Genomic DNA, 23,955 nt, shown 5'->3' on the forward strand with positions numbered 1-23,955 from the left:
CGGTTCGGCAAAGAGCGGGCGGAGATCCTTCGGGCGGCGATAGAAATGGCTGTGTCCGGCCCACCCGGCCGGACGAACCGACGAACGGAGCGTGCGATGCCCACTTCACCCGAGTTGATCGCCACCGCCGACGCCCACAGCGCGCACAACTACCACCCCCTGCCCGTCGTCGTCTCCTCCGCCGAGGGCGCCTGGATGACCGACGTCGAGGGCCGCCGGTACCTCGACATGCTGGCCGGGTACTCGGCCCTCAACTTCGGTCACGGCAACCCCCGGCTGATCGCCGCCGCCCGGGCCCAGCTGGACCGGCTCACCCTCACCTCGCGCGCCTTCCACCACGACCGCTTCGCCGACTTCTGCGTGCAGCTCGCCGACCTGTGCGGCATGGAGGCGGTGCTGCCCATGAACACCGGGGCCGAGGCCGTCGAGACGGCGGTGAAGACCGCCCGCAAGTGGGGCTACCGGATCAAGGGCGTGCCGGACGGCCAGGCCAGGATCGTCGTCGCGGCCGACAACTTCCACGGCCGCACGACGACGATCGTCAGCTTCTCCACCGACCCCGAGGCGCGCGCCGACTACGGCCCCTACACGCCCGGCTTCGAGGTCGTCCCCTACGGCGACCTGGCCGCCCTGGAGGCCGCGGTGGACGACAACACCGTCGCCGTCCTGCTGGAGCCCATCCAGGGTGAGGCCGGGGTGCTGGTGCCGCCGCCGGGCTACCTGGCCGGGGTGCGCGAGCTGACCCGCGCGCGGAACGTGCTGTTCGTCCTGGACGAGATCCAGTCGGGCCTGGGACGCACCGGGCGGACCTTCGCCGCCGAGCACGAGGGCGTCGTGCCGGACATGTACGTGCTGGGCAAGGCCCTGGGCGGCGGCGTGGTGCCGGTGTCGGCCGTCGTCTCCTCCCGCGAGGTGCTCGGCGTCTTCCGGCCCGGCGAGCACGGCTCGACCTTCGGCGGCAACCCGCTGGCCTGCGCGGTGGCCCTGGAGGTGCTGGCGATGCTGCGCACCGGCGAGTTCCAGGAGCGGGCGGCGGAGCTGGGCGAACACCTCCACCAGGAGCTGGCCGCGCTGACGGCCGACGGCAAGGTCACCGGCGTCCGCGGCCGCGGGCTGTGGGCCGGGGTGGACATCGACCCGGCGCTCGGCACCGGCCGGGAGATCTCCGAGCGGCTGATGGCCGAGGGCGTGCTGGTGAAGGACACGCACGGCTCCACCATCCGGATCGCCCCGCCGCTCACCATCAGCAAGGAGGACCTGGACTGGGGTCTCGGCCGACTCCGCGACATCCTCGCGGGCTGACCCGGCGCTTGGGAGGTCTGAGCTGAGGCGCAGGGCTGGCGGGCGCAGCCCCCGGCCCCTGGCTCGGTCTGGGCGGAGGGTGCCCCTTCCCGCGCGTGGCCGGGTGCGCGTTCGCTCTGGCCGTTCGCGCGGTTCCCCGCGCCCCTGCGGGCGCCCCGCCGTCACCAGTGGCGGCGGGGCGGCTACCAGCCGTCGCCGGGCCCGCCGGTCGGCGGTCGGTTACCCGCCGGTCGGCGGGGAAACCCGGGCGATGGGCGGATTGCGCCCCTCCGCCACATCTGCCAGCGTTCCCAGCGTGGTGTCGACGGCGGCCAGGCCGTCGGCCCCGGGTGCCGTCGCGGCGGCACTCCGCACAGCACGGGGGAAGAGCAGGAACGGTGACAGTTCAACGCACGACAGCGATCACCACGATCGGCCTCGCCATCGACAGCGGACCGGTGCGGCGCAGGCTCCAGCGGTTGTTCACCGGAGTGGGGTGGCGCACGCTGGAGCCCCAGGCTCCCGGGGACGTACCGCGGTGCGACGTCCTCGTGACGGACATGCACCGGCTGGAGGACGTCCGCACGGCCCTTCCCACGCTCGCCCTCGTCTCCGGCACGGGGGCCGTCGGGCTGGGGGCGACCTCCGCCGACCTGCGGGCCATCGTCGACCGCGACGACCTCGACGGCGCGTTCCTCACCGCCGTGCAGGAGATCCTGGCCGGGCACGGCTGGGTCTCGCCCACCCTCATCCCGCCGCTGCTGCGCAGCCTGCACCGCCCCTGGCCACCCGCCGGGCGTGGGGCCGACTCCGCGCCGGTGCGGCTCGCGGGGCTCACGGCGCGGGAGAACGAGGTCGTGGCGCTGGTGGCCCGCGGCATGAGCAACGGCGAGATCGCCGCCGAGCTGCACGTCGCGGAGAGCACCGTGAAGTTCCACATGTCCAACATCCTCCAGAAGACGGGCCTGCGGGACCGCAGTCAGCTCGCGGCGCGGCTGCCCGGGCCGCTCGCCTGGTCCGCCTGACCCTCACCGTCGTCCGGCCCGCGGCCGCGCCACCAATCCGGGTTGTCCCGGTACCAGGCGACGGTCGCGGCCAGGCCGTCGGCGAACTCGCGCCGGGGCCGGTAGCCGAGCTCCTCGCGGGCCCTGGTCCAGTCGACCGAGTAACGCAGGTCGTGGCCCTTGCGGTCGGGGACGTGGCGCACCCGGCTCCAGTCCGCGCCGCACGCCTCCAGCAGCAGCCCGGTGAGCTGCCGGTTGGTCAGCTCGTGGCCGCCGCCGAGGTGGTAGACGCGGCCCGCCCGGCCCCGGCGCCGGACGAGCTCGACGCCGTGGCAGTGGTCGTCGACGTGCAGCCAGTCGCGGCTGTTGCGCCCGTCCCCGTACAGCGGCACGGTCCGGCCGTCGAGCAGGTTGGTGACGAAGCGCGGGATGACCTTCTCCGGGTGCTGGTGCGGCCCGTAGTTGTTGGAGCAGCGGCTGACGCGCACGTCCAGCCCGTGGGTGCGGTGGTAGGACAGGGCCAGCAGATCGGCCGAGGCCTTGGACGCCGCGTAGGGCGAGGACGGCGCGAGCGGCTGGTCCTCGGTCCAGGAGCCGGTGGCGACGGAACCGTAGACCTCGTCGGTGGACACCTGGACGAAGAGCTCCGCCCGGTGCCGGAGGGCCGCGTCCAGCAGGGTGTGGGTGCCCAGGACGTTGGTGCGCACGAAGGCGTCGGCGCCGGCGATGGACCGGTCGACGTGGGACTCCGCGGCGAAGTGCACGACCTGCGGGTGTCCGGCCAGCAGGGCGTCGACCAGCGCGGCGTCGCAGACGTCCCCGCGCACGAAGGTGAACCGGGGGTCGTCCCGGACGGCGTCGAGGTTGCGGAGGTCGCCGGCGTAGGTGAGTTTGTCGAGCACGGTGACGGCGAGCGGCGCGGCGGGGTCGGCCAGCAGGCCGCGCACGTACGCGGAGCCGATGAACCCGGCGCCGCCGGTGACGAGGAGACGCTGGGGGCGGGTCACGAGCGGATCTCCACGGTGCTGTGGTCGCCGATGACGAGGCGGTGGGCGGCGGGCGCGGCCGGTGCGGGGGTGACGACGGCCTCCCGGCCGATCATCGAGCCCTCGACGCGGCGGACGCCGTCGATGCGGGCACCCTCCAGGACGATGGAGTCCGCGATCTCGCTGTCGGCGATGTGGACGCCCCGTGCGATGGAGCTGTAGGGCCCGACCTGGGAGCGGGTGACGACGGCGCCCGCGGCGATGGCGGCCGGGCCGACCACGCGGGACCCGATGACGCGGGCACCCGGTTCCAGCACGACCGGCCCGACGAGCTCGGACCCGGCGTCCACGAAGCCCTCGACGCGGTGGGCGGTTCTGTCCAGCACGGAGCGGTTGACCTCCAGGATGTCCGCCACGTTCCCGGTGTCCTTCCAGTAGCCGGTGATCCGGGTGGAGCGGACGTCGTGCCCGCTGTCCACGAGCCACTGGATGGCGTCGGTGATCTCCAGCTCGCCGCGGGCCGAGGGCCGGATGGCGCGGACGGCGGCGTGCACGGCCGGGGTGAAGAGGTAGATGCCCACGAGCGCCAGGTCCGTCCTGGGGGCGCGTGGCTTCTCCTCCAGGGCGAGTACCCGCCCCCGCCCGTCGGTCTCGACCACGCCGAAGGCGCTCGGGTCGGGGACGCGGGTCAGCAGGATGCGGGCGTCGGGGCGCTCGGCGCGGAAGTCCTCGACGAGCGGGGTGATGCCGCCGAGTACGAAGTTGTCGCCGAGGAACATGACGAAGTCCTCGTCGCCGAGCCAGTCCCGGGCGATGAGCACCGCGTGGGCGAGGCCGAGGGGCGCTTCCTGCGGGAGGTAGGTGACGTCGAGGCCGAAGGCGGAGCCGTCGCCGACGGCCGCCCGGATCTCGGGGGCCGAGTCGCCCACGATGACGCCGACCTCGGTGATGCCCGCCTCCGCGATGGACTCCAGGCCGTAGTAGAGCACCGGCTTGTTGGCCACGGGAACGAGCTGCTTGGCGGAGGTGTGGGTGAGCGGACGCAGCCGGGTGCCCTTGCCTCCGGCCAGAACGAGGGCCTTCACGCGGGTACTCCTCTCGGGCGTGCTGCCGGTGCCGGGGCGGTCATGGCAGCGGGTGGGGTCGCCAGGCGAACCGGGACGCGGCCAGCGCGCCGAGACCGGTGCGTGCCGGGGCCGTCGTCAGGCGCCGGGCGTGCCAGGTGAAGGGGTGGTCCTCCCGGAGCCGCAGCGCCTGGTACCCGGCGGGCACGACCTTGACGGCGCACCAGCCCATCCTCCGCAGCGGCCCGGGCAGGCGGTACGTCAGGTCGACGAGGAGCGGGTCGGCGCCGTCGGCGACCAGCAGCCGCACCAGCTCGTCCGTGGACACCGGCGGCGCGGTGCGCGGCGGCCGCTCGGCGGCGAAGGAGTCGACCCACTCGCGCACCCGGGCGTGCCCCTGGGCGGAGGCGACGTACCGCAGCCGGTCGTCGTCGTCCCGGATGGGCAGGCCGGTGACGTCCTCGGCGCGCTGCTCCTCGGACCAGGAGTTCAGCACCACCGAGCGCACCTGGAGGGCCTCCTGTAGTGCGCCCAGCATGCTCCAGGCCGCCTGGTCGTCGTCGGCGGTCGCGTTGCAGCCGACCGTGGCCAGCGGCACCGGGCGCCGCTCGTCCAGCACGATCCCGACCGTGCACACGACGCCGGGCAGCCCGGTCGGCAGCTCGGCCAGGACGGGCGTCAGCCCGGCCCGCTCCACCTTGCCCCACAGCGCCCGCAGCTCGCGCAGCCGCGCCCCGGCCCGGGGGCCCGCCGTTCCGGGGCGTGCCGTGCCGGGGCGTGCCGTGCCGGGGCCGGCCGGGCCCGGGAACCGCAGGCGGTGGGGGCGCAGCCGGGCCTCCCACGCGGTGAGGAAGGCGTCCCGCTCGACGGTCTCCAGCAGCGCGGCACGCAGGGCGTCCCCGGGGCTGCCTCCGGAGGCGGCCCCGGAGGGGGTGGGGTCGAAGTGCGCGGCCTGGGGCGAGGGGTCGGGGTAGTCCACGAGTGGGGCGGGGACGTGGACGTCCGTGCCGTCGCGCAGTCGCCGGGCCGGGTACCAGGTGAGGGGCAGGGAGCGGGCCTCAGGAGCGCCGAGCGCGAGCCCGGGGTCGGCGAAGTCCGGTGCTCGGGTGCCCAGTTCCGCGGCGGTGGCCGCGGTCACGGCGCCGGGCGGCGGGCCGCCCTCGGGGAACAGGGCGTACCGCTCCACGGCTTCGCCGACGCCCCGCACGAGGGTGTTGCTCCGGGAGTGGCCGTAGGCACCGACGACTCGCGGGGTGAGGGTGTGCCCGGCGCGCTCGGCGGCCGTGGAGCGGAGCCGGACGAGGCAGCGCCAGAGCAGGTCGTCGGGGGGTGCGGGAGGGCGGGCCTCGCTGCGTTCGGCGAGCCCGTTGGCGGGGTCGAGGGTGGCCTGGAAGTCGATCACGCGACGTCTCCGGGGGAGCCGGCGCCGTCCGGGCGGGGCGCGGGGGAGAAGAAGGGCAGCGAGGCGGGCGTGTCGGAGAGCACCGCGCCGAGAGCGAGCAGGACGCCCGCGCCGCCGGTGGCGAGGTCGGTGGAGATCCGCAGGGAGTCATGCCCGAGGACGCCGACGCGCTCGGGTCCGGCGTCGGCGTCGTCCCCGTCCGGGGCGAGCCGGACGACCTGGAGCGCGTGGTCCCGGACGTGCCGCAGGGCGCTCGGAGCGGGGCGGCCGTCCGCCGACGGCCCGGTGAGGTGGTGCAGGGCCAGCAGGGTGCCGGAGCGGCCGTGGAACAGCCCGGCCTGGGGCAGGTACTGGCGGGCGGCGCTCGCGGCGACGGCGTCGCGGGCGCGGGCCAGCCCGGCGTCGGGGCGGTGCCGCAGGAGGTCGTGCAGCACCATGCCGGTGCCCGCGCAGCCCATGCCGAGCAGCGGCATGCGGCCCGGGGCGTCGGCGGGGAACTCCTCGCCCGTCCAGCCCAGGGCCGCGAGGTCGGCGCGGGCGGCCGTCACGGCGTCGTCGAGCAGGGCGGAGTCGCCGGTCTCCTCGAAGAGCCGCAGCAGGAACAGCGCGCCGCCCGAGGGCCCGCGCAGCAGCCCGAAGCGGGAGGCGTCGCCGGGCTCGCCGGGGGCGGTGTCGCGGACGCGGTCGGCCAGCCGCCGGGCACGGGCGAGCAGGAGGTCGTCGCCGGTGCGGCGGGCGAAGTGCAGGAGAGTGAGGCCGATGCCGGACAGCCCGCTCATGAGGGAGACGCCCAGGCCCTCGGCGGCCTCGCCGTCCAGGTGGGGGAGCAGGGCGGCGGCCTCCCGCGGCCGGCCGAGCCGGTCGAGGGCATAGGCGATGCCGGCGAGGCCGTGAAAGAAGTCCGGCCGGGGGTCGGACAGTTGGCGGGTGTCGCGCACGAGCCGGTCGATGTGCTGTCCGGGCACGGGGACGCCGGACTCGGCCAGCGCCCACAGCACGCCCGCGGTGCCGTGCGCGAACGCGGTGGTGCCCTCGGGGGTGAGGAACTGGTCGGGGTCGCCGGGGAAGAGCCGGTCGTCCCGCCCGGTCTCGGCGCACTCCAGGATGCCCTGGCCGAGGGCGGCGGCCAGTTCCGGCCAGGCGGCCCGCATCTCGGCCGCTTCGCCGGAGGGCCACGGGGTGGGCGTCTGGTGCTCCGTCAGCCCGAGGTCGGCGCGTACCCGGTGGGCGAAGTCCTCGGGCACCGGGAAGCGCGCGGTGACGGCGGCGATGAGGTCCTCCGTCTTCCGCGGCCCCCACGGCAGCAGGCTCGTCAGGGCGTTGAAGACGGCGAGGCGCAGGCAGCCGAGGGCGTAGCGGTCGATGGCGAAACCGGTGACGCCGTCGGGGGCGGTGAACCCCGCGGCGCCCATCGTCTGCCGCTCGGCCTCCTCGACGGGGGCGGCGGCCTCGAAGTCGATGAAGCCGACGCCGCCGTCGGGGCGGACGAGGATGTTGGAGGGGTGCAGGTCGCCGAAGACGATGCCGCGGGCGTGGAGGCTGTCCACGCCGCGCTCGACGCCGTCGAGGATGCCGAGGGCCCAGTCTGCGTAGTCGGCGAAGTCCTGTGGGTCCTCGCTGCCGCGGGCCAGCGGGTTGCGCTGGATCATCTCCCGGCCCAGCGGCTCGCCCTCGATGAACTCCCTCACCAGGAACCAGTGTTCGCGACCCTTGCGGAAGTCGTACAGCGCGGGCACGACCTCGGTGTCGGCGAGCTTCTCCAGCGCCAGGCGCTCCCGCTCCTGCCGGTACACGGCGTCCCTGCCGTCGACGAGTCCGGCGTGCGGCCGGGCCTCGCGCAGCAGCACCGGCGTACCGGTGCGGGTGTCCTCGCCCCGGTAGACGCCACCGCCGTTGGAGAAGTGCAGGGCGCCGGTGACGCGGTAGGGGAAGTCGTGCAGGGTGCCGGCGTTGCGGGCGGCGAGGGCCTCGGTGAGGCAGTCGGGGAGGGGTGCCCACGAGGGCGGCCGGAAGCCGGGGCCGCGGTGGTCGGGGACGAGGTTGCCGTCCGGGTCCTCGACGCAGTGCACCGGGGTGCCGGAGGGGCCGCGCACGGTGCGCAGCACGAAGCCGCCGTACCGCACGTACAGGGGGCCCGAGCGCCAGCGCAGGTCGCTGAGGATGTAGGGCCCCTCCCGGCCGTCGAGCAGCTCGCCGAGCTCGTGCAGCACCCGCTCCAGACGGGCCTCGTCGGTCGGGTAGACGGTGATGAACTTGCCGCTCGCGCTCCGGTCGCCGTACTTGCCGTTGCGCTGCTCCAGGACGGCCAGGCCGCGGATGAACTTGAAGGTGAGGCCGTGTTCGAGGCAGTAGGCGGAGGCGATGCCGAGGATCTCCTCGGCGTTCTCCAGGGTCGCCGACACATGGATCTTCCAGCCCTGCGGCGGCAGTTCGACGTCCGGCGGGTTGACACCGATCCACTCGGCGTCCCGCTGCATGCTCCAGCCCGCGGGCAGGTCGGCGTCGGCGAGGGCGAAGTTGCCCTCGTCCGGGCTGATGCGGGCGGGCACGTCGAAGAAGGGGCTGCCGGGCGGGCAGAAGTGCAGGTGGCGGCCGAGGTCCATGTGCGGTTTCCCTGGGTGTGGCGTGCGGGTCTGTGAGGTGCCGGGGCGGGGCGGTGTCGTGGGCCGGGGAGGCGTCGGTGGCGGGGTCAGCGGAGGGCGGGGGCGATGTAGGTGAGGTACATCCACGCGGCCAGCGGGCGTTCGCCGGCCTCGATCGTGGCCATGCCGGTGTGCTCCTTCGGCGGTTCGCCGGTGGTCAGCGGGAAGCTCTCGACCGGCATCGGCAGATCCTCGACGTCGCGCACGGGCATGAACGCCGAGAAGGGCGCCGTGGTCTTCTCCGGGGTGGCGGAGGCGACGGTCGCGGTGCCGACGTCGCCGCGCAGGATGACGCCGAGCCGCTGGAGTCGCACCGTGGAGCCCTCGTGCACGGCGGACAGGTCGCTGGACTCGGAGAGCACCAGCGACACCGTGCCGCCCTCGGTGACGAACCCGCCGACGACGGTGTACGGCACCTTGACGAAGGCCAGGGCCGCCGTCACGGCGGCGAGGGCGAGTCCGCAGGCCGCGGCGATCCGGGCGCGGCTCGCTCCGGCCTTGCGCCCCTCGCGGACGAGTCGCCGCGCGGACAGGAAGGCCCGGTAGAGCAGGAAGGAGAGCGCGCCGACGACGAGGAGCCCGCCCACGGCGCCGAGGGCCTGGAGGACGTCCGCCCACAGCGTGGCGGCCACGCCCACCAGGTAGAGCGGGAACACCATGCAGGCCAGCCCGAAGGGCACGGCCCAGCCAAACTGCGGCAGCCCGCGCGGGTACCGGCCGCCGAAGAGCACCCTGGCCACCGCGCGGCGGGCGTCGGTCATGGCCCGGTCCCGCAGGTGCGAGACGTCCAGATGGCTCATCAGGGCGAGGTAGCCGTCGAGCTTCACGAACGGCACGAAGTTGAAGAAGCTGGTGACGAAGGTGGAGACGGCGAACACGACCATGCCGTCGTAGAGCGTCGAGGGGCCGTTCACCCGGCCGTACACCAGGGCGGCCAGCGCTACCGAGCCGCCGATCACCGTCTGGGTGACGATGCCCGCGAGGGCGATCCTCGTGCGCTGTTCCTTGTGCGGCAGTCGCCAGCTGTCGGAGACGTCGCAGAAGAACGCCGGCGACATGTAGAAGAGCATGAAGCCGATGCGGTTCGGGCGGCCGCCGTAGTAGGTCAGCGTCGCACCGTGCCCGAGCTCGTGCAGCAGGGTCGCGAACGCCGTCGCCACCACGAGACCGAGGATGATCGCCAGCGGCATGGGCTGCCCCAGCGCCCGCTCCAGCGCGGGCCCCTGGAGGCTCAGCGAGAACAGCCCGCCGAGGACGAGGAGGGCCGCGAGGACGCCGAAGACCGGCCGGGCGACGGCGCGGATCAGCGGCTCCAGCGCGTCCATGAGCCGCTGCGGCCGGAGCAGGGTGAACTGCACGGTGAACGGCGGAACGAACTTGACGAGCTCGCGGCGGCGCCGGTGCCGCCCGGGCCGCACGCTGCCGTCGTCGAGCAGGCCCATGGCGTACAGCCGCCCCACGGCGGTGGCCACGGCCTGCTCCGTCCACGGCGGGCCGAGGGCCTCCACGAGCCGGGCGTGGTCGCGGACGCCGTCCATGGCCAGCAGCAGCCTGGCCATGTCGGCGCCGACGCGGATGTACTGGTCACCGGAGCGCACGATCCACGGGGCGCCCTCGTCCAGCGGCTCGTGTACGGAGACCCGGCGAGCGGTGCGCGGGTAGGCGAAGCGTTCGGCGGCCCGCTCGGGCGGCACCTCCCGCTCCTTGCCCGCGTCGCCGCGTCGCAGGGTGCCGCCGAGGCGGGACGCGAGGCCCGTGGGGCGTTGTCCGGTGAGGGTCATGCGATGTCCCGGCTGACCAGACGTCGGCGGGCGAGGAAACCGGCCAGGGCGAGCCAGCCGCCGATCACCGCGAGGGCGAAGGGCACCGGGAGGGCGTCCTCCTTGCCGTCCAGGTAGACGGAGCCCATCGCGACCTGCATGGTGAAGCGGCCCACCTCGGGCAGCAGCAGGAAGAGCGTCTCGTCCACGAACAGGGTCAGGACGAGAGCGATGGCCACGGTGGCGGCCTGGTTGCGGATGAGCCAGCCGAGCATGACGCCCCAGGGCGCGGCCAGGACGACGACGGTGGCGACGCCGAGCAGCGTGCGGGACGCCTCCCCGCTCCACACCACGTCGAAGCCGAACAGGCCCGCGAACGCGTACGCCGAGGCCGGGGCCAGCGCCGCGGCGACCAGGGCGAACAGCGCCCCCATCGCGGTGCCGACGGCCGCCTTGGCCGTGAACAGCCGGGTCCGGCCGCCGCACAGCAGCGCCGAGCGGTTGACGGCCCCCGAGCCGTACTCGCGGCTGACGAACACGGCGCCGAACAGCAGCGAGCCGAGCAACGCGGAGAACCAGGCGCGCACCATCTCGGCCGTCACGGCGGCGGCGTCGGTGACGCCCTCGTCGAGCTGCTGGTCACCGACGGCGGCGGCGCCGCTGCTGCCCAGCAGGCCCATGAAGAGCGCGACGACGGCCATGATCCACCAGGTGCGCCCACTCCAGGCCTTGAGCCATTCGGCCTTCAGCAGATCACGCATGGTCCCGACCTCCGGTGGGTGCGGCGGTCCGCGGGGCGGCGGGGTGCCTGCCCCCGTCGGTGCCCGCCAGTTCGAAGAAGCGGTCCTCCAGCGAGCCCCCGCCCGCCGGGACGAGCTGGGCGATCGGCCCGCTGTAGCGCAGGGTGCGCTGGATGATGACGACGTCGTCGACGGTCTGCTGCACCTCGGACAGGATGTGGCTGGAGAGCAGCACGGTGCGCCCCTCGTCGGCGAAGCGGCGCAGGAAGTGCCGCAGCCAGCGGATGCCGTCGGGGTCGAGCCCGTTCGTGGGCTCGTCGAGCACCAGCAGCTCCGGGTCGGCCAGCAGCGCGGCGGCCAGGGCGTGCCGCTGCTTCATGCCGGTCGAGTAGCCCTTGATCCGGCGGTCGGCGCCGTGCCCGAGGTCCACCAGCTCGATGACCTCGTCCACCCGGGAGGCGGGCAGGCCGAGCATCTTCGCCCACACCTGGAGGTCCCGGCGCCCGGTGGTCCCGGGGATGGGGGAGACGCCGTCCATGCTGACGCCCACCCGGTGGGCCGCGCGCCGCAGTTCCGCGTAGGGGCGCCCGAAGACGGTGGCCGTGCCGGCGGTGGGCCGGGTGAGGCCCAGCAGCATGCGCAGCGAGGTCGTCTTGCCCGCGCCGTTGCGGCCCAAAAGGCCCACGATCCGGCCGGGGTGCACGTCGAACGACACGTCCTCGACCGCGGTGAGTTCGCCGAACCGCTTGGTCAGTCCGCGAAAGCTCGCTACCGGCGTGCTCATGACCGCCCCGAACGCCGGTTGTTCGCGTTGATCGAGTAGGCGCACAGGACGAGGAAGGCGCCGGAGACACCGATCAGGATCCACTGCGCGGTACCGCCCACGGCCGCGCTCACGGGCATCAGCAGGGCCGCGATGCCCAGCAGGATGTAGGTGCTGGTCTTGGTGGACAGGGGTCCGCCCTGGGGCTGTGGCATGGCTTGCTCTCCGTTGGCTTGCAGACCGTGGGGGGATGGTGCGGGAGACCGGTGGGTGCGGGCCGGCCGCGTGGCCGACCCGCACCCGGCCTCGTCAGGTCGTGGCGGTGACGCTGAGCGCGCTCACGGCCAGGCTGAAGGTCAGGCCGTCCTTGAAGCCGCTGTAGAAGCCCGGGGCCTCCATGGCCTCCAGCTCCTGCATCCCCAGCTCCAGCTCGGCAAGACCGTTATCCTTGACGATGGAATCGAAGGTGTTGTCCTGCATTGTTTTTCTCACCACCTTTCCTGGAATTCGTGGCGTTTCATGGGTTTCCTGGCATGGCGGACGGGAGAGGCGGCGGGTCTCACCGCATCCCGCGTACGGCGCCCCGGCGTGCGGCACAGGCACCCGGGGCGCCGTCCGTGTCAGGTGATCGCGGCGCCGGAGACAGCGAGGTAGACGCTGCCGTAGCCGATGGCGCTGGTCACGGCGGTACCCGTGCCGAAGCCGGCCCACGTGGCCCAACCCGGTGCCTCCATGGCCTCCAGCTCCTGCATGCCCAGCTCCAGGCCGGGCATCTCCTCGGCCGCGAGGGTGTTGAACGTGGCCTCCATGTTTCCCTCCTTCATCATGTGCGGATTTCCTTATCGGTCCCCCGTGCGCACCGCTCAGGCGGCGCGCACGGAAGTCTGCGGTGCCGCCCCCGGCCCGGCGGGGGCGGTGTCGGGGGCCGCTCCGGCGGTGGCCGCGCCCTCGGGGGCGACGGCGGCGGACAGCACCCGGCGGACGGAGCCCGCCGGGACGCCGCGCAGCATCGGCAGCCCCGCGCCCCAGGCGCGCTGGGTGCGGCGGACGACGTCGTCGATCCGGGCGGGGTCCGCGGTGAGCCGCCGCCCGATGCCCCAGGCGTCGATCAGGGCCGCGACGCCGTCCGCCGGGTCCGCGGGCCACCGGGGGGAGCCGGCGGCGCGGACGGTCTCCCAGACGCGGGCCAGCCGGCGGGCCGAGCCCCAGGCGGCGCCCGGGTCCTCCGTCACCGCCCGCCACAGCGGGGGCAGCAGCGCGGCGACGGCCGTCATCTTGCGCACGCCCAGCGTCCAGGACAGCTCGTTGGCCAGGAACCAGCCCTTGGCCCCGTAGCGCTCGCGCCCGACGGCGGCCCACGGGCCGTGGGTGAGCCCGCTGACCTTCGCGATCTCGGCGCGCAGGACGTCGTCCCCGACGACGGCGTGCGCCCCGAGCGTCCCCCGGGCCCGCGCGAGCTGCTCCCCGAGGACGGTGAGCCGTGCGACGAGCGCCTCGGTCAGGGCGTCCTCGGTCGGCTGGTCGTGTGCGGCGCCCGCGTAGAGGCTGCTCGCGCGGAACAGTGCCTCCAGGACGCCCTCGGCGAGCAGTTCGCCGGGCAGCGTCGCGGTGGCCGCCGGGTCGACGAGCGCCACGTCGGGTCGCAGCCCGTCGCCCAGCACCAGCCGTCGCCCGTCGCCGTGCTCGACGCAGGCGGCGGCGCTCAGCTCGGCCCCGGTGCCGACGGTCGTCGGCACGGCGACGAGCGGCAGCGCGCGGGCTCCCCCGGAGGGCAGCACGACGAGCCCGGCCCGCTGGGGATGCCCCAGCCGCGCGGTGTTCCGGCCGTCCCCCCGGACGGCGACCGCCAGCTTGGCCTGGTCGATGACGGTACCGCCCCCGACGGCGACGAGCAGCTCGGTGCCGTCGGCGGCGAGCCGCCCGGCGAGCCCCTCCACCCGCGCGACCGTGCCCGGCGCGGTGACCGGTACCAGGGTGGCCTCGGCGCCCGCCGAGCGCAGCAGCGACAGCAGCCGGGTGGTCAGCGGGCCGCGGGCGAGCGCCGGGTCGGCCAGGACCGTCACCCGCCGCTCGGGCCGGGTGGCCAGCCAGTCGCCGAACCCCTCGACGCCCAGCAGTACCAGGGTCGGGCAGTGCCAGCCGAGGCTCATCCGGCCACCCCCGTTCCGGCGACCGCCGCCGTGTGGGCGTCCAGACCCGCGCGCACACGGTCCAGCAGCTCCGTCAGCTCGGCGTCGGTGTAGGTCAGGGCGGGGATCAACTGCACGCCGCCGGGCCCGGGGTGGGTCACGGCCCCGGCGTCCCGGACGGCGGCGACCACGGCCGCCACCTCCGAGCCCGGCAGGGGGCCGCCGTCCCGGCCGGCCAGCTTCAGCGCGCGGAAGCAGCCCCGGCCCTCCGTGCCCAGCACCCTCGGGTGCTCCCGCACGAGTTCGGCCAGCTTCCCGTCGAGCTTCCGTGACAGGGCGCGGGACCGGCCGACGGCGTCCAGCCGGTCCATCTCCTCCAGCGTGGCCAGGATGGCGGCGCAGGTCGAGGGCGTGCCCGCCTGCGTCTCGCCGTGGGCCAGGACTACACCGGGCCGGTCGAACGACCGGGCCAGCTCGGCGGAGACGACCACGGCGGCCGCCGCCATCGTGCCGTTGGTCAGCCCCTTGGAGGTCACCAGCACGTCCGGCTGCGAGGGCCACTCCTGCGAGGCGAAGAACGGGCCGGTGCGGCCGAAGCCGGTGGCCACCTCGTCGGCGACCAGCAGGAACCCGTACCGCTCCCGCAGCCCCAGCAACCGCCCGAGGTAGTGCGGGCTCAGCGGGACGGCCCCGCTGCCGCGCACCGGCTCGACGACGACGGCCGCGACCCGCCCGCCCTGCCGCTCCAGCAGCTCCGCCAGCTCGGCGGGGTCGTCTCCGGACACATGGCGCACCAGCCGCTGGTCGACCCCGTAGAGCTGCTGCCCCAGGTCCTCACCGGTGAGACCGAAGCTGCCGAACGTCAGCCCGTGGTAGCTGCCGCGCAGGCCGACGACGACCTTGCGGCCCGAGTCGCCGCGCAGCGCGTGGTGCAGCCGGGCGAGCTTCATCACCAGGTCGTTGGCCGCCCCGCCGGAGGTGGAGAACAGCACCCGCCGGTAGTGCGGTCCGCAGACGTCGACGAGGGCCTGGGCAGCGCGCCGCGCGTAGGCGTTCTCGTACCGGAAGACGCTGAGGTACGAGGCGTCCCGCAGGGAGGTCGCGACGGCCTCGGCGATCGCCTCGTTGCCGTAGCCGAGGTTGGCGTTCCACAGGCCGCTCGTGCCGCAGAGCAGCTCACGGCCGTCGGCCAGCCGCACGCGCACGCCCTTGGCGGACACCGTGCACAGGCCGTCGTCGCCCTGCCGGGACGGCTCCAGCAGGGAGGGCCACAGCGCCTGACGCGTCATCGGGGTCCCTCCGTCGCTTCGGCCGCTTCGGTCGCTCGCGTCGTTTCGGTCGCCGCGGTGGCTTCGAGCAGCACGTCGTGATGCCGGCTCCCGGCCGCCGAGAGGGTCTGGGCGCCGCGGACCGTGAATCCGGCCGCGGTCAGCTCGGCGGTGAGCGCGGCGACGGGCAGCACCGTGACGCGGGAGACGCAGACCGGGACCGGTCCCGTGCCCGAGACGTCGGCCGGGCGCAGGGTCACGGTGCGCACGCCGCGGCCCGGCTCCCACAGCTCGTGGAGCACGTACTCCCGGCCGCTCGCCCCGGTGAGGGGCTGCCGCACCTCCGTCGGATCCTCCCCGGCGTCCGCCACCTCGACGGTGGACAGCGCGAACGTCCCGCCCGGCGCGAGGTGTTCCCGCACGCAGCGGTAGAGCCCGGCCCGCCCGGCGGCGTCGAGCAGCGACACGGACGTCGTGCCGAGCACCACGGCGGCGAAGCGGTGCCCGAGGGCGAAGTCGCTCATGTCGCCGGGCACCGGGCGGCAGTTGCGGCGCATCCGCTCGGGTGCCTCCGCGAGCCGGGCGACGAGCCGCTCCAGCATGGCCGGGGCCAGCTCCAGCGCGGTCACCTCCCGGCCCGCGGCCAGCAGCGGGAAGGTCAGCCTGCCGGTTCCGGCGGCCAGTTCCAGCACCGGGCCGCGGGTACGGCGGACCAGGCCGAGCAGTTCGCGCACCTCGAAGGAGTCCCGGCGGCTGAGGTCGTCGTAGAGCGGGGCGCCGGTCTCGTCGTAGACCCCGCAGACCCGCGCCCGCTCGCCCAGCGCGGCGAGTTCCTCGCCCGCGGCGCCGGGGACGTCGGCGAGGGTGAGCGGCGGGGCGGTCATCGCGCGGCCTCCGTACGGCCCGTCAGGGGCACCCCGGCGCGCTCGAAGAACGCGGTGACCTTGGCCAGCGCGGCAGCGTCCACCCGCTCGGCGGCGGTCTCCGCGTCACCGCAGGCCAGGACCGTCTCGGCGATGCGGGCGGCGTCCGTCCCGATCTGGAAGAAGCGGCCGGTCGGCGTGGAGTGGACGTAGGCGCCCTGCTCGTTCCACAGCAGCAGCGGCAGCTCGGTGCCGTGCGCGTCGGCGGCCTCGGCCACCGGCTCGGCCGTCTCCGACAGCCGGCCGCCGAAGCCGGAGACGCGCAGGTGGGACACGTCCCGGGCGCGCAGCTCGCGTAGCGCGTCCAGCGCCGCCAGATACCGGCCCAGCCAGGGGCGTTCGGCCAGGGACGCGCAGCGCTCGGCCTCCGGCACGGTGGCCCCCAGCCCGACGGCGCAGGGGTGCGCGCTGTCCTTGTTGACCCTCTCCCAGACGCCGAGGAGGTCGGCGAAGGCGTCCCCGGCCGAGCCGAGGGCCGCCCCGCCGGGCGCGGTCGAGACGGTGCCGTCGGCGTCGGCGTACAGCCGTGTCGCCGGGCCGTCGGCGGCTGGGGACGCGCCCAGTGAGGGCAGGTCGGCGAGCCGGATGACGGGGTCGGTGGCGAAGGCCGGGAACACGCCCTCGGCGCGGGCCCGGTCGGCGTCCGCGAGGTAGGCGGCGAAGTCGGAGCCGTCGAAGACGCGGATCAGGGTGGGCCCGATCACGGACATGAACTGGCTGGCGGAGTACTCCTGCGTCTGGAGGAAGAAGGAGTCGCCGATGGACAGTTCGTCTCCGGGCTGGGCGGCCGAGCCCTCGTAGCCGACGACGACCGGCGAACCGGGCTCCGGGCCCTCGAGCGGGGAGGACGCCACGCCGGGGGCGAGCACGAGGGAGTGGGGTCCGGCCAGGTCGCCGCCGAGGACGGCGGGGAGCAGGCCCGCGTCCTCCAGAACGACGGTCAGGGCGCCGGGACGGGCCGCCGGCTCGGCGTCGGCGGCCTGCCGGTGGCGGGTGCCGGTGCCCCAGGACACGAGGTGCCGCTTCGCCAGGCTCGTGTGGTGGTCCACCATGTCCGCTCTCCCTTGGGTGTGCTGGTCGTGCTCGGTGTGCTGGTGGGCTCGGTGTGCCCTGGTGTGTCCGGGGGTGAGGGGCCCGGCGCCGGGCCGTCCCGCTGACGGGCCCGCGCGCTTCGGTGGGTGCCGTCCCGGGCCGGGGGTCTCACCGGCCCGGGACGGCGGTCGGGGGCCGGGCCCGTCTCGTCCCCCTGGCAAGGTGGTCGGGGGCGTCTCAGACCGGCGCGAGGGCCGTCAGCAGCGTCTTCAGGTCCTCCAGGGCCGCTTTCGGGCCCTCGCGTTGACACAGACCGGTGAGGTTGAGGACGACCTCGTCGACCCCGGCGGCGTGGTACTCGGCGATGCGCGAGCGCAGTTCGTCGAGGTCCCCGTAGAGGAACGCTCCGCCCTCGACGATGCGCTTGGCGTTCAGCCGCGCGTCGTCGGTGTCCGCCTCGATCCCGGCGCGGCGCAGCATGTCGAGGTAGTGGGGCGCCGCGAGGTGCGCGGCGTTGCTCGCGAGGGCCAGCTCGGCGGCGTCCCGCCCGGGCCGGTGCAGCGCGAGGGGCACCATGGCCGTCAGGTGCGGCACCGGCCGGTCCGCCTTCCGGGCCCCCTCCTCCAGCGCGGGCCGCAGCGTGCCGCGGACGTAGGAGGCGGGGGTGAGCCAGGTGACGGCGGCGTCCGCGACCTCCCCGGCCAGCCGGGCCATGCCCGGGCGCAGCACCCCGAGCCCGATGCCCACCTGCGGGGAGGGGGCCGGGGGCAGGGCGCCGTGGCAGGAGAAGTAGCGGCCCCGCACGTCGACGGTCTCGCCCGCGAGCAGCCCGCGCACGATGGTGACGTACTCGCGGGAGGCGGTCAGAGGGCTCGCGTAGGGGGCACCGAGCAGGCTGGTCTGGAAGGACGCGCCGCCGGGTCCGAAGGCGGTGAGCACGGACCGGCCCGTCGTCAGGGCCAGCGAGCGCGCCTGCTGGGCGGCCTCGAAGGGGTGCCGCAGCGGCATGAGCGTGACGCCGACGCCGGTGGGGACGCGGAAGCCGGTACCGGCCGCGGCGGCGAAGCCCTGGAACGGCTCCACCATCATGGCCTGGCCCTGCCACAGCCGTACCGCCGGAGTCCAGTCCACCAGCGCCGCGAACGGCAGCAGTTGCTCCGGCCGGCGCGGCAGGAACGGCACCAGCACCGAGAGGGCGGTCTCGGCGCCCCCGGGCTCTCTCCGGCTCGATCTCACAGTTCTCTCCTCGGTCCGTTCACGCCGCGCGTGCGGCGGTGCCGGACGTGATTCCCCCGTGGCCCAGGCGGTGGTCGACGTCGCCGACGGAAAAACGTCGGGAACGCTTACCCTTTCGGGCCATCGTTCATGTTCTGGCGGGTCTTGAGCAGGGCGTTCTCCAGGCTCGGGAAAACCGGCCCGTCCGCGCCCTGTCCGCCGGACGGAGATGACGATAGCAGCGGCCGGGCGGCCGGTGCTCCCGCCTCAGGACGAGTATCTCCCCCTCCCTGAGTAGAGGATCCGGAGCTTCCGCTTGCGCCCGTGAGGATGCCCGTTGCACCATCGCAGCGCAGCCGCCCACCCGCCGACGGTTCGGTGACGGTCCGGTGATCAACGCTGGTCACAGCGGTGCGGGCGGCGCAGACGGCCGAGGTCGGCACGGTGCTCACGGGCCCGCCGGAGCAAGCCGGAGCAGGGCCGGAGCGGAAGCCCGGCACCGGGTACGGGCCGGCGCGCGGCCGGCCGTGGAGGGGACGGCCGGCCCGGCCCGCCCCCTTTCCGTCCCCGGCATTCCACCGGTGTCCAACCTGGTTCACCTTTCCCGAAGACGGCGGTGTTTCGACCGGCGGGAACGAAAGGAAAAAGATGCCCCGCGTCTCGGTCATCTGCCCGACCTACAATCGCGGCCGGGAACTGCTGCACACCCTGAATTCCGTCCGGGCCCAGACGTTCCCGGACTGGGAACTCATCGTCGTCTCGGACGCCAGTGACGACGACACCGACGACGTCGCCGCCGAAGTGGCGGCGGAGGACCGGCGGGTGCGGCTCCTGCGCACCGAGCGCTTCGGCTTCCCGGCCGGGCCGGTGAACGTCGCCCTGCGCGGCATCGGCGGCGAGTACGTCGCCTACCTCGACCACGACGACCTGTGGGAGCCCGAGCACCTTGCCACCCTCGTCGCCGTGCTGGACGAGGGCGCCGACTGGGTCGCCGCCCGCTCCCGCAAGGCGGACGCCCGCGGCCGGGTCACCGAGACCCTCGACCCCCTCACGCTGTGCTGGCACCCCGAGATCCAGCTCATGAACCCGCTGTTCGAGAACTCCTGCGCTCTGCACCGCAGCGAACTCGCCGAAGTCGTCGGCGGCTGGCGGGAGTCCGGCGTCGGGCTGGAGGACTGGGACCTGTGGCTGCGGCTCACCGACGCCGGGGCCCGCTGCACCACGCTGCTCGACCGCACCGTCACCCTCCTGCACGACCCGGGCACGCGGCAGCACAGCCTGCCCTGCGCCCACGAGCACGAGATCGCCCGGCTGCCCGACCCGCGCGCCGCCCGCGCCGCCTACCGCGCCCTCACCCACCCGCGGCACTTCGAGGCGGGGTACGAGGCGGCCACCGCCGACCTCCTGCGCTGGTACGGCGGCCTGGCCGAACGCGGCGAACTCGTCTTCCCACGCGGCTGGGAGGGCGGCGCCGAGGCGCTGCCGGAGGCCGTGCGGCGGCACGTCCGGGCCGTCGCGCCGGTGTGGAGCAACCTCATCATCGAGCCCAAGGACGACCACGTGGCGCTGAGCATGGTCCTCAGCACGATGACCGCCGAGCACGCGCGCCGCTACACCGACTACTTCCGCTCCACCATGCACAGCCAGATGGAGTTCTACGAGGCCGTGCTGCCGCCCGGGAGCGTCGTCCGGTGAGCGGCGAGCGCGAGGCTGCCGGGGCGCGCTCCACGGCGCGCTCCACGGCGCGCTCCGGGGCGTGCGAGGCGGCGGGGGCGCGCGGGTCGGCCGCCGTGCCCCCTCAGCTGCGGCGGCTGCTGGACGAGGCGACGGCCCGGACGTACACCCGCGCCGAACGCGTCCCACTGGCCGAACTGGACTCCTGGTACACCGACCCGGCCACCGGCACGCTGCGGCACACGAGCGGCGGATTCTTCAGCGTGCGCGGCGTCCGCGTCCACCGGCCCGGCCACCCCGTGCCCGACTGGGACCAGCCCATCATCGACCAGCCGGAGACCGGCGTCCTCGGCCTCCTCGTCGGCGACCTCGGGGGCGTGCGGCACTGCCTCGTGCAGCTCAAGGCCGAACCCGGCAACCACAACGGCATCCAGATCTCCCCGACGGTGCAGGCCACCCGCAGCAACTACCTCGGACTGCACGGCGGCCGCCGCGTCCCCTACCTGGAGCACTTCACCACCCGCGGGCGGCACCGGGTGCTGGCGGACGTGCGCCAGTCCGAACAGGGCGCCTGGTTCCTGCGCAAGCGCAACCGCAACCTCGTCCTCGACGCCGGCGACACCGCCGAGGACATCCCCGTCCTGGACCACTTCACCTGGCTGCCGCTGGCCACCCTCCACGCCCTCCTGGCCGTCGACGACCTCGTCAATATGGACACCCGCTCGGTGCTGGCCTGCCTGCCCCCGCCCCCCGGCCCGCCCGCCGTGCCCGCTCCCGCCCTGCACTCCGAGACCGAGGTGCTGAGCTGGATCACCGACCAGCGCACGGCCGCGGACCTGCGCGTCACCCCGGCCCCGCTGCACGACCTCGCCCGCTGGCACCGCGACGCCGACGGCATCCGGCACGACAGCGGCAACTTCTTCGAGGTCATCGGCGTCCGGGTCACGGCCCACGGCCGGGAGGTCGCGGGCTGGTGCCAGCCGATGCTGGCCCCCGTCGGCACCGGGCTCGTCGCCCTGCTGACCACCCGGGTCGACGGCGTGCCGCACGTGCTGCTGGAGCTGCGCCCCGAACCCGGCTCCGCCGACGTCGCCGAACTCGCCCCCACCGTGCGCTGCCTGCCGCGCAACTACACCGCCCTGCCCGCCGAGGCCCGGCCGCCCTTCCTCGACCACGTCCTCGCCGCCGACCCCACCCGCGTCGTCTTCGACAGCGTGCAGTCCGAGGAGGGCGGACGCTTCCACCACGCCCGCACCCGGCACCTGATCGTGGAGAGCGAGCCGCTGCCCGAGCCGCCCGGCCACCGCTGGCTCAGCCTGCCCCAGCTCACCGAACTCCTGCGGCACAGCCACTACGTGACCATGGAGACCCGCAGCCTCCTGGCGTGCCTGCGCTCCCTGCCCGAGTACGGCACCCCGGGAGGTGCGGCATGACGCCCCCGCTCGTCGCCGTCCTCGGTGCCGGCGGGCTGCTGGGCTCCGCCGTCACCGCACTGCTGGCCCGCCGCCCCGGCCGGGTCCGCGCCGTCGCCCGCCGCCCCGTCGCCGTGCCGCCCGGCGCCCCCGGCCTCGCCGACGTCGAGACCCTCACCGCCGACCTGACGGAACCCGGCGCCCTGCGCGCCGCCCTCACCGGCGCCGACGCCGTCGTCTACCTCCTCACCCACCGCACGGCCGAGGGCAGTTGGCGCGTCGACCCGCACGACGCCCACGCCCGCCACGTCAACCTCGGCCTGCTCGCCGACACGCTCAGCGCGCCCCGCTGCGGCGCACCCCGCCGCACCGTCGTCTTCGCCTCCTCCCTCGGCGCGCGGCCCGACGGCACCGCGTACGAGCGCTACAAGCTCGCCGCCGAGGACGCCCTGCTCCGCGCCTCCGGGGAAGGCATCGTCTCCGGCGTCCCGGTACGTCTGCCCACCGTCTTCGGCCCGCCCGCCGCGCCCTCCGCCGTCGACCACGGCGTCGTCAGCGCCATGGCCCGCCGCGCCCTGGCCGGGAAACCGCTCACCCTGTGGCACGACGGCACCGTCCGCCGCGACTTCCTCTACGCCGAGGACGCGGCCCGGGCCCTCGTCGCCGCCCTCGACCACGCCCCCCGGCTCGCCGGCCGGGCCTGGCCCGTCGGCAGCGGCACCCCCACCGAGGTCGGCGCCGTCTTCGCCACCGTCGCCGACCTCGTCGCCCGCCACACCGGCACCGCGCCCGTCCCCGTCCACACCGCCGCCCCCGCCGACCCGGCGGCGGCCGACCTCCGCGACGTCACCGCGCCCGACCCGCGGTTCCGCACCATCACCGGCTGGCGCCCGCGCGTCCCGCTGCACACCGCGCTGGAGCAGACGGTCGCCGCCCTCGCCGCACCGCACCACGAGAGGACACCGCAGTGACGATCCGCGTCTGGAGCTACCTGGAGGAGTACGGCGAGGAGCGCGAGGATCTCCTCGACGCCGTGCGGACCGTCTTCGCCTCGGGACAGCTCGTCCTCGGCGCCAGCGTGCGCGGCTTCGAGGAGGAGTTCGCCGCCTACCACGGACTCGCCCACTGCGTCGGCGTCGACAACGGCACCAACGCCGTCAAGCTCGCCCTCCAGGCCCTCGGCGTCGGCCCCGGCGACGAGGTGATCACCGTCTCCAACACGGCCGCGCCCACCGTCCTGGCCATCGACGCCGTCGGCGCCACCCCCGTCTTCGTCGACGTCCGCGCCGAGGACCACCTCATGGACGTCGAACAGGCCGCCGCCGCCGTCACCGACCGCACCCGCGCACTCCTCCCCGTCCACCTCTACGGCCAGTGCGTCGACATGGCACCCCTGCGCGAACTCGCCGACCGGCACGGCCTCGCCCTCGTCGAGGACTGCGCCCAGGCCCACGGCGCCCGCCACCACGGCCGCCTCGCCGGCACCCTCGGGGACGCCGCCGCGTTCTCCTTCTACCCGACCAAGGTGCTCGGCGCCTACGGCGACGGCGGCGCCGTCGTCACCAGTGCCCCCGGCACCGATGCCGCGCTCCGCCGCCTGCGGTACTACGGCATGGAGGAGCGCTACTACGTCGTCCGGACCCCCGGCCACAACAGCCGCCTCGACGAGGTGCAGGCCGAGATCCTGCGCCGCAAGCTCACCCGGCTCGACGCCTACACCGCCGCCCGCCGCGCCGTCGCCGACCGCTACGCCGAGGCCCTGGCCGACACACCGCTCGTCCTGCCCCGCACCGCACCGGGCAACGAACACGTCTACTACGTCTACGTCGTCCGCCACCCGCGCCGCGACGCCATCCTCGCCGCCCTCCGCCGCCGGGGCATCGAGCTCAACATCAGCTACCCCTGGCCCGTCCACACCATGACCGGCTTCGCCCACCTCGGCTACCGCGAGGGCTCCCTGCCCGTCACCGAGGCCCTGGCCAAGGAGATCTTCTCCCTGCCCATGTACCCGGCCCTGCCCCGCGCCGTGCAGGACGAGGTCATCGGCGCCCTCCGCGACGTCCTGGCGGACCTGTGAGGAGCCGTCCGCTGGCCGTCGCCGGGGCGCTGGAGTTCACCCCCGAGGTGTTCCCCGACGACCGCGGGCGCTTCACCTCGACGTTCCAGGGCGAGCCCTTCGCCGCCGCCCACGGGGCACCGCTGTTCGCCGTCGCCCAGGCCAGCTACAGCACCTCCCGGCGCGACGTCCTGCGCGGCGTCCACTACAACGCCCGGTTCCCCGGCGTCGCCAAGTACGTCACCTGCCCGGCCGGTTCCGCCCTCGACTTCCTCGTCGACCTGCGCCTCGGCTCGCCCACCTTCGGCCGCCACGACGTCGTACGCCTCGACGCCGAGCACGCCCGCGCCCTCTACGTCCCGCCCGGCGTCGGGCACGCCTTCCTCGCCGAGACCGACGGCACCGTCATGGCCTACCTGCTCTCCGCGCCCTACGACCCGACGGACGAGCTGGCCCTCTCGCCTTTCGACCCGGCCCTCGGACTGCCGCTGCCTTCCGGCCCGCGGCCCGTCCTCTCGCCCCGGGACCGCGCCGCCCGCACCCTCGCCGAGGCCCGCGCCGCCGACGCCCTGCCCACCTACCAGCCGCACCACGGGAGCTGACC

At 74.9% G+C, this 23,955-nt stretch carries 22 protein-coding genes; 7 read left to right on the forward strand and 15 right to left on the reverse strand.

The genetic code is table 11. The features are described from left to right. Positions 1-96: 96 nt before the first annotated feature. Together rocD and HPT28_RS05810 are read left to right on the forward strand one after the other, a co-directional pair. On the forward strand, positions 97-1,302 hold the full coding sequence (gene rocD / locus HPT28_RS05805; RefSeq protein ID WP_219089841.1) for an ornithine--oxo-acid transaminase: 1,206 nt from the start codon (positions 97-99) through the stop codon (positions 1,300-1,302). A gap of 377 nt (positions 1,303-1,679) precedes the next feature. Continuing rightward, a complete protein-coding gene (locus tag HPT28_RS05810; protein ID WP_308119099.1) occupies positions 1,680-2,306 on the forward strand; it encodes a response regulator transcription factor in 627 nt (208 codons plus the stop codon). Here the strand turns inward: HPT28_RS05810 and rfbB are convergent. From rfbB to HPT28_RS05885, 15 genes are all read right to left on the reverse strand, one after another. Then, positions 2,261-3,292 carry a dTDP-glucose 4,6-dehydratase gene (rfbB, locus tag HPT28_RS05815; protein WP_219089842.1) on the reverse strand — a complete coding sequence of 344 codons (1,032 nt, stop codon included), beginning with the start codon at positions 3,290-3,292 and terminating at the stop codon, positions 2,261-2,263. The two genes, HPT28_RS05810 and rfbB, sit on opposite strands and share 46 nt — an antisense overlap. Continuing rightward, the gene (locus HPT28_RS05820) at positions 3,289-4,356 is read right to left on the reverse strand and encodes a glucose-1-phosphate thymidylyltransferase (protein WP_219089843.1); all 1,068 of its coding nucleotides are present in this window, start codon (positions 4,354-4,356) and stop codon (positions 3,289-3,291) included. The genes rfbB and HPT28_RS05820 overlap by 4 nt, the downstream gene beginning before the upstream one ends. Before the next feature lie 40 nt (positions 4,357-4,396). Further along, entirely contained in the window at positions 4,397-5,737 is a 1,341-nt protein-coding gene (locus HPT28_RS05825; protein ID WP_219089844.1) for a YcaO-like family protein, read from the reverse strand. Continuing rightward, the gene (lanKC, locus tag HPT28_RS05830) at positions 5,734-8,340 is read right to left on the reverse strand and encodes a class III lanthionine synthetase LanKC (RefSeq protein WP_219089845.1); all 2,607 of its coding nucleotides are present in this window, start codon (positions 8,338-8,340) and stop codon (positions 5,734-5,736) included. The genes HPT28_RS05825 and lanKC overlap by 4 nt, the downstream gene beginning before the upstream one ends. Before the next feature lie 86 nt (positions 8,341-8,426). After that, the gene (gene mpaP / locus HPT28_RS05835; protein ID WP_257578108.1) at positions 8,427-10,160 is read right to left on the reverse strand and encodes a daptide biosynthesis intramembrane metalloprotease; all 1,734 of its coding nucleotides are present in this window, start codon (positions 10,158-10,160) and stop codon (positions 8,427-8,429) included. Beyond that, complete coding sequence (locus HPT28_RS05840) at positions 10,157-10,900, reverse strand: ABC transporter permease (RefSeq protein ID WP_219089846.1); 744 nt, start codon at positions 10,898-10,900, stop codon at positions 10,157-10,159. The genes mpaP and HPT28_RS05840 overlap by 4 nt, the downstream gene beginning before the upstream one ends. After that, positions 10,893-11,663, reverse strand: coding sequence for an ABC transporter ATP-binding protein (locus HPT28_RS05845; protein ID WP_219089847.1), 771 nt, complete (start codon positions 11,661-11,663; stop codon positions 10,893-10,895). The genes HPT28_RS05840 and HPT28_RS05845 overlap by 8 nt, the downstream gene beginning before the upstream one ends. After that, positions 11,660-11,857 (reverse strand): hypothetical protein, encoded by a 198-nt coding sequence (locus tag HPT28_RS05850; RefSeq protein WP_219089848.1) that lies wholly within the window; start codon positions 11,855-11,857, stop codon positions 11,660-11,662. Before HPT28_RS05850 ends, HPT28_RS05845 begins: the two co-directional genes overlap by 4 nt. Positions 11,858-11,951: 94 nt before the next feature. Further along, positions 11,952-12,134: a daptide-type RiPP gene (locus tag HPT28_RS05855; RefSeq protein ID WP_219089849.1), complete on the reverse strand. Its 183-nt coding sequence runs from the start codon at positions 12,132-12,134 to the stop codon at positions 11,952-11,954. Between the two features lie 128 nt (positions 12,135-12,262). Then, complete coding sequence (locus tag HPT28_RS05860) at positions 12,263-12,469, reverse strand: daptide-type RiPP (RefSeq protein WP_257578109.1); 207 nt, start codon at positions 12,467-12,469, stop codon at positions 12,263-12,265. A gap of 36 nt (positions 12,470-12,505) precedes the next feature. Beyond that, complete coding sequence (gene mpaC / locus HPT28_RS05865) at positions 12,506-13,792, reverse strand: daptide-type RiPP biosynthesis dehydogenase (protein ID WP_219089850.1); 1,287 nt, start codon at positions 13,790-13,792, stop codon at positions 12,506-12,508. Then, on the reverse strand, positions 13,789-15,060 hold the full coding sequence (gene mpaD / locus HPT28_RS05870; protein WP_219089851.1) for a daptide-type RiPP biosynthesis aminotransferase: 1,272 nt from the start codon (positions 15,058-15,060) through the stop codon (positions 13,789-13,791). Before mpaD ends, mpaC begins: the two co-directional genes overlap by 4 nt. Continuing rightward, positions 15,057-15,923 carry a daptide-type RiPP biosynthesis methyltransferase gene (mpaM, locus tag HPT28_RS05875; RefSeq protein ID WP_219089852.1) on the reverse strand — a complete coding sequence of 289 codons (867 nt, stop codon included), beginning with the start codon at positions 15,921-15,923 and terminating at the stop codon, positions 15,057-15,059. The genes mpaD and mpaM overlap by 4 nt, the downstream gene beginning before the upstream one ends. Beyond that, positions 15,920-17,014, reverse strand: coding sequence for a daptide biosynthesis RiPP recognition protein (mpaB, locus tag HPT28_RS05880; RefSeq protein ID WP_219089853.1), 1,095 nt, complete (start codon positions 17,012-17,014; stop codon positions 15,920-15,922). The genes mpaM and mpaB overlap by 4 nt, the downstream gene beginning before the upstream one ends. A 217-nt stretch (positions 17,015-17,231) precedes the next feature. Continuing rightward, complete coding sequence (locus HPT28_RS05885) at positions 17,232-18,230, reverse strand: LLM class flavin-dependent oxidoreductase (protein ID WP_308119100.1); 999 nt, start codon at positions 18,228-18,230, stop codon at positions 17,232-17,234. A 627-nt stretch (positions 18,231-18,857) separates the two neighbouring features. Between HPT28_RS05885 and HPT28_RS05890 the strand changes: the two genes are divergently transcribed. Genes HPT28_RS05890 through HPT28_RS05910 form a run of 5 tightly spaced genes read left to right on the forward strand, consistent with a single transcriptional unit; the run spans position 18,858 to position 23,953 of the window. Then, positions 18,858-19,904 carry a glycosyltransferase gene (locus HPT28_RS05890; protein ID WP_219089854.1) on the forward strand — a complete coding sequence of 349 codons (1,047 nt, stop codon included), beginning with the start codon at positions 18,858-18,860 and terminating at the stop codon, positions 19,902-19,904. Then, positions 19,901-21,316 (forward strand): NDP-hexose 2,3-dehydratase family protein, encoded by a 1,416-nt coding sequence (locus tag HPT28_RS05895; RefSeq protein WP_219089855.1) that lies wholly within the window; start codon positions 19,901-19,903, stop codon positions 21,314-21,316. Before HPT28_RS05890 ends, HPT28_RS05895 begins: the two co-directional genes overlap by 4 nt. Then, positions 21,313-22,266 carry an NAD(P)-dependent oxidoreductase gene (locus HPT28_RS05900; protein WP_219089856.1) on the forward strand — a complete coding sequence of 318 codons (954 nt, stop codon included), beginning with the start codon at positions 21,313-21,315 and terminating at the stop codon, positions 22,264-22,266. The genes HPT28_RS05895 and HPT28_RS05900 overlap by 4 nt, the downstream gene beginning before the upstream one ends. After that, on the forward strand, positions 22,263-23,372 hold the full coding sequence (locus HPT28_RS05905) for a DegT/DnrJ/EryC1/StrS aminotransferase family protein (RefSeq protein ID WP_219089857.1): 1,110 nt from the start codon (positions 22,263-22,265) through the stop codon (positions 23,370-23,372). Before HPT28_RS05900 ends, HPT28_RS05905 begins: the two co-directional genes overlap by 4 nt. Beyond that, positions 23,369-23,953: a dTDP-4-dehydrorhamnose 3,5-epimerase family protein gene (locus HPT28_RS05910; protein ID WP_219089858.1), complete on the forward strand. Its 585-nt coding sequence runs from the start codon at positions 23,369-23,371 to the stop codon at positions 23,951-23,953. Before HPT28_RS05905 ends, HPT28_RS05910 begins: the two co-directional genes overlap by 4 nt. Positions 23,954-23,955 lie beyond the last annotated feature (2 nt).

The sequence above is a fragment of the Streptomyces sp. JJ38 genome (assembly GCF_019303475.1).
In the GTDB taxonomy this organism is placed as follows: domain Bacteria; phylum Actinomycetota; class Actinomycetes; order Streptomycetales; family Streptomycetaceae; genus Streptomyces.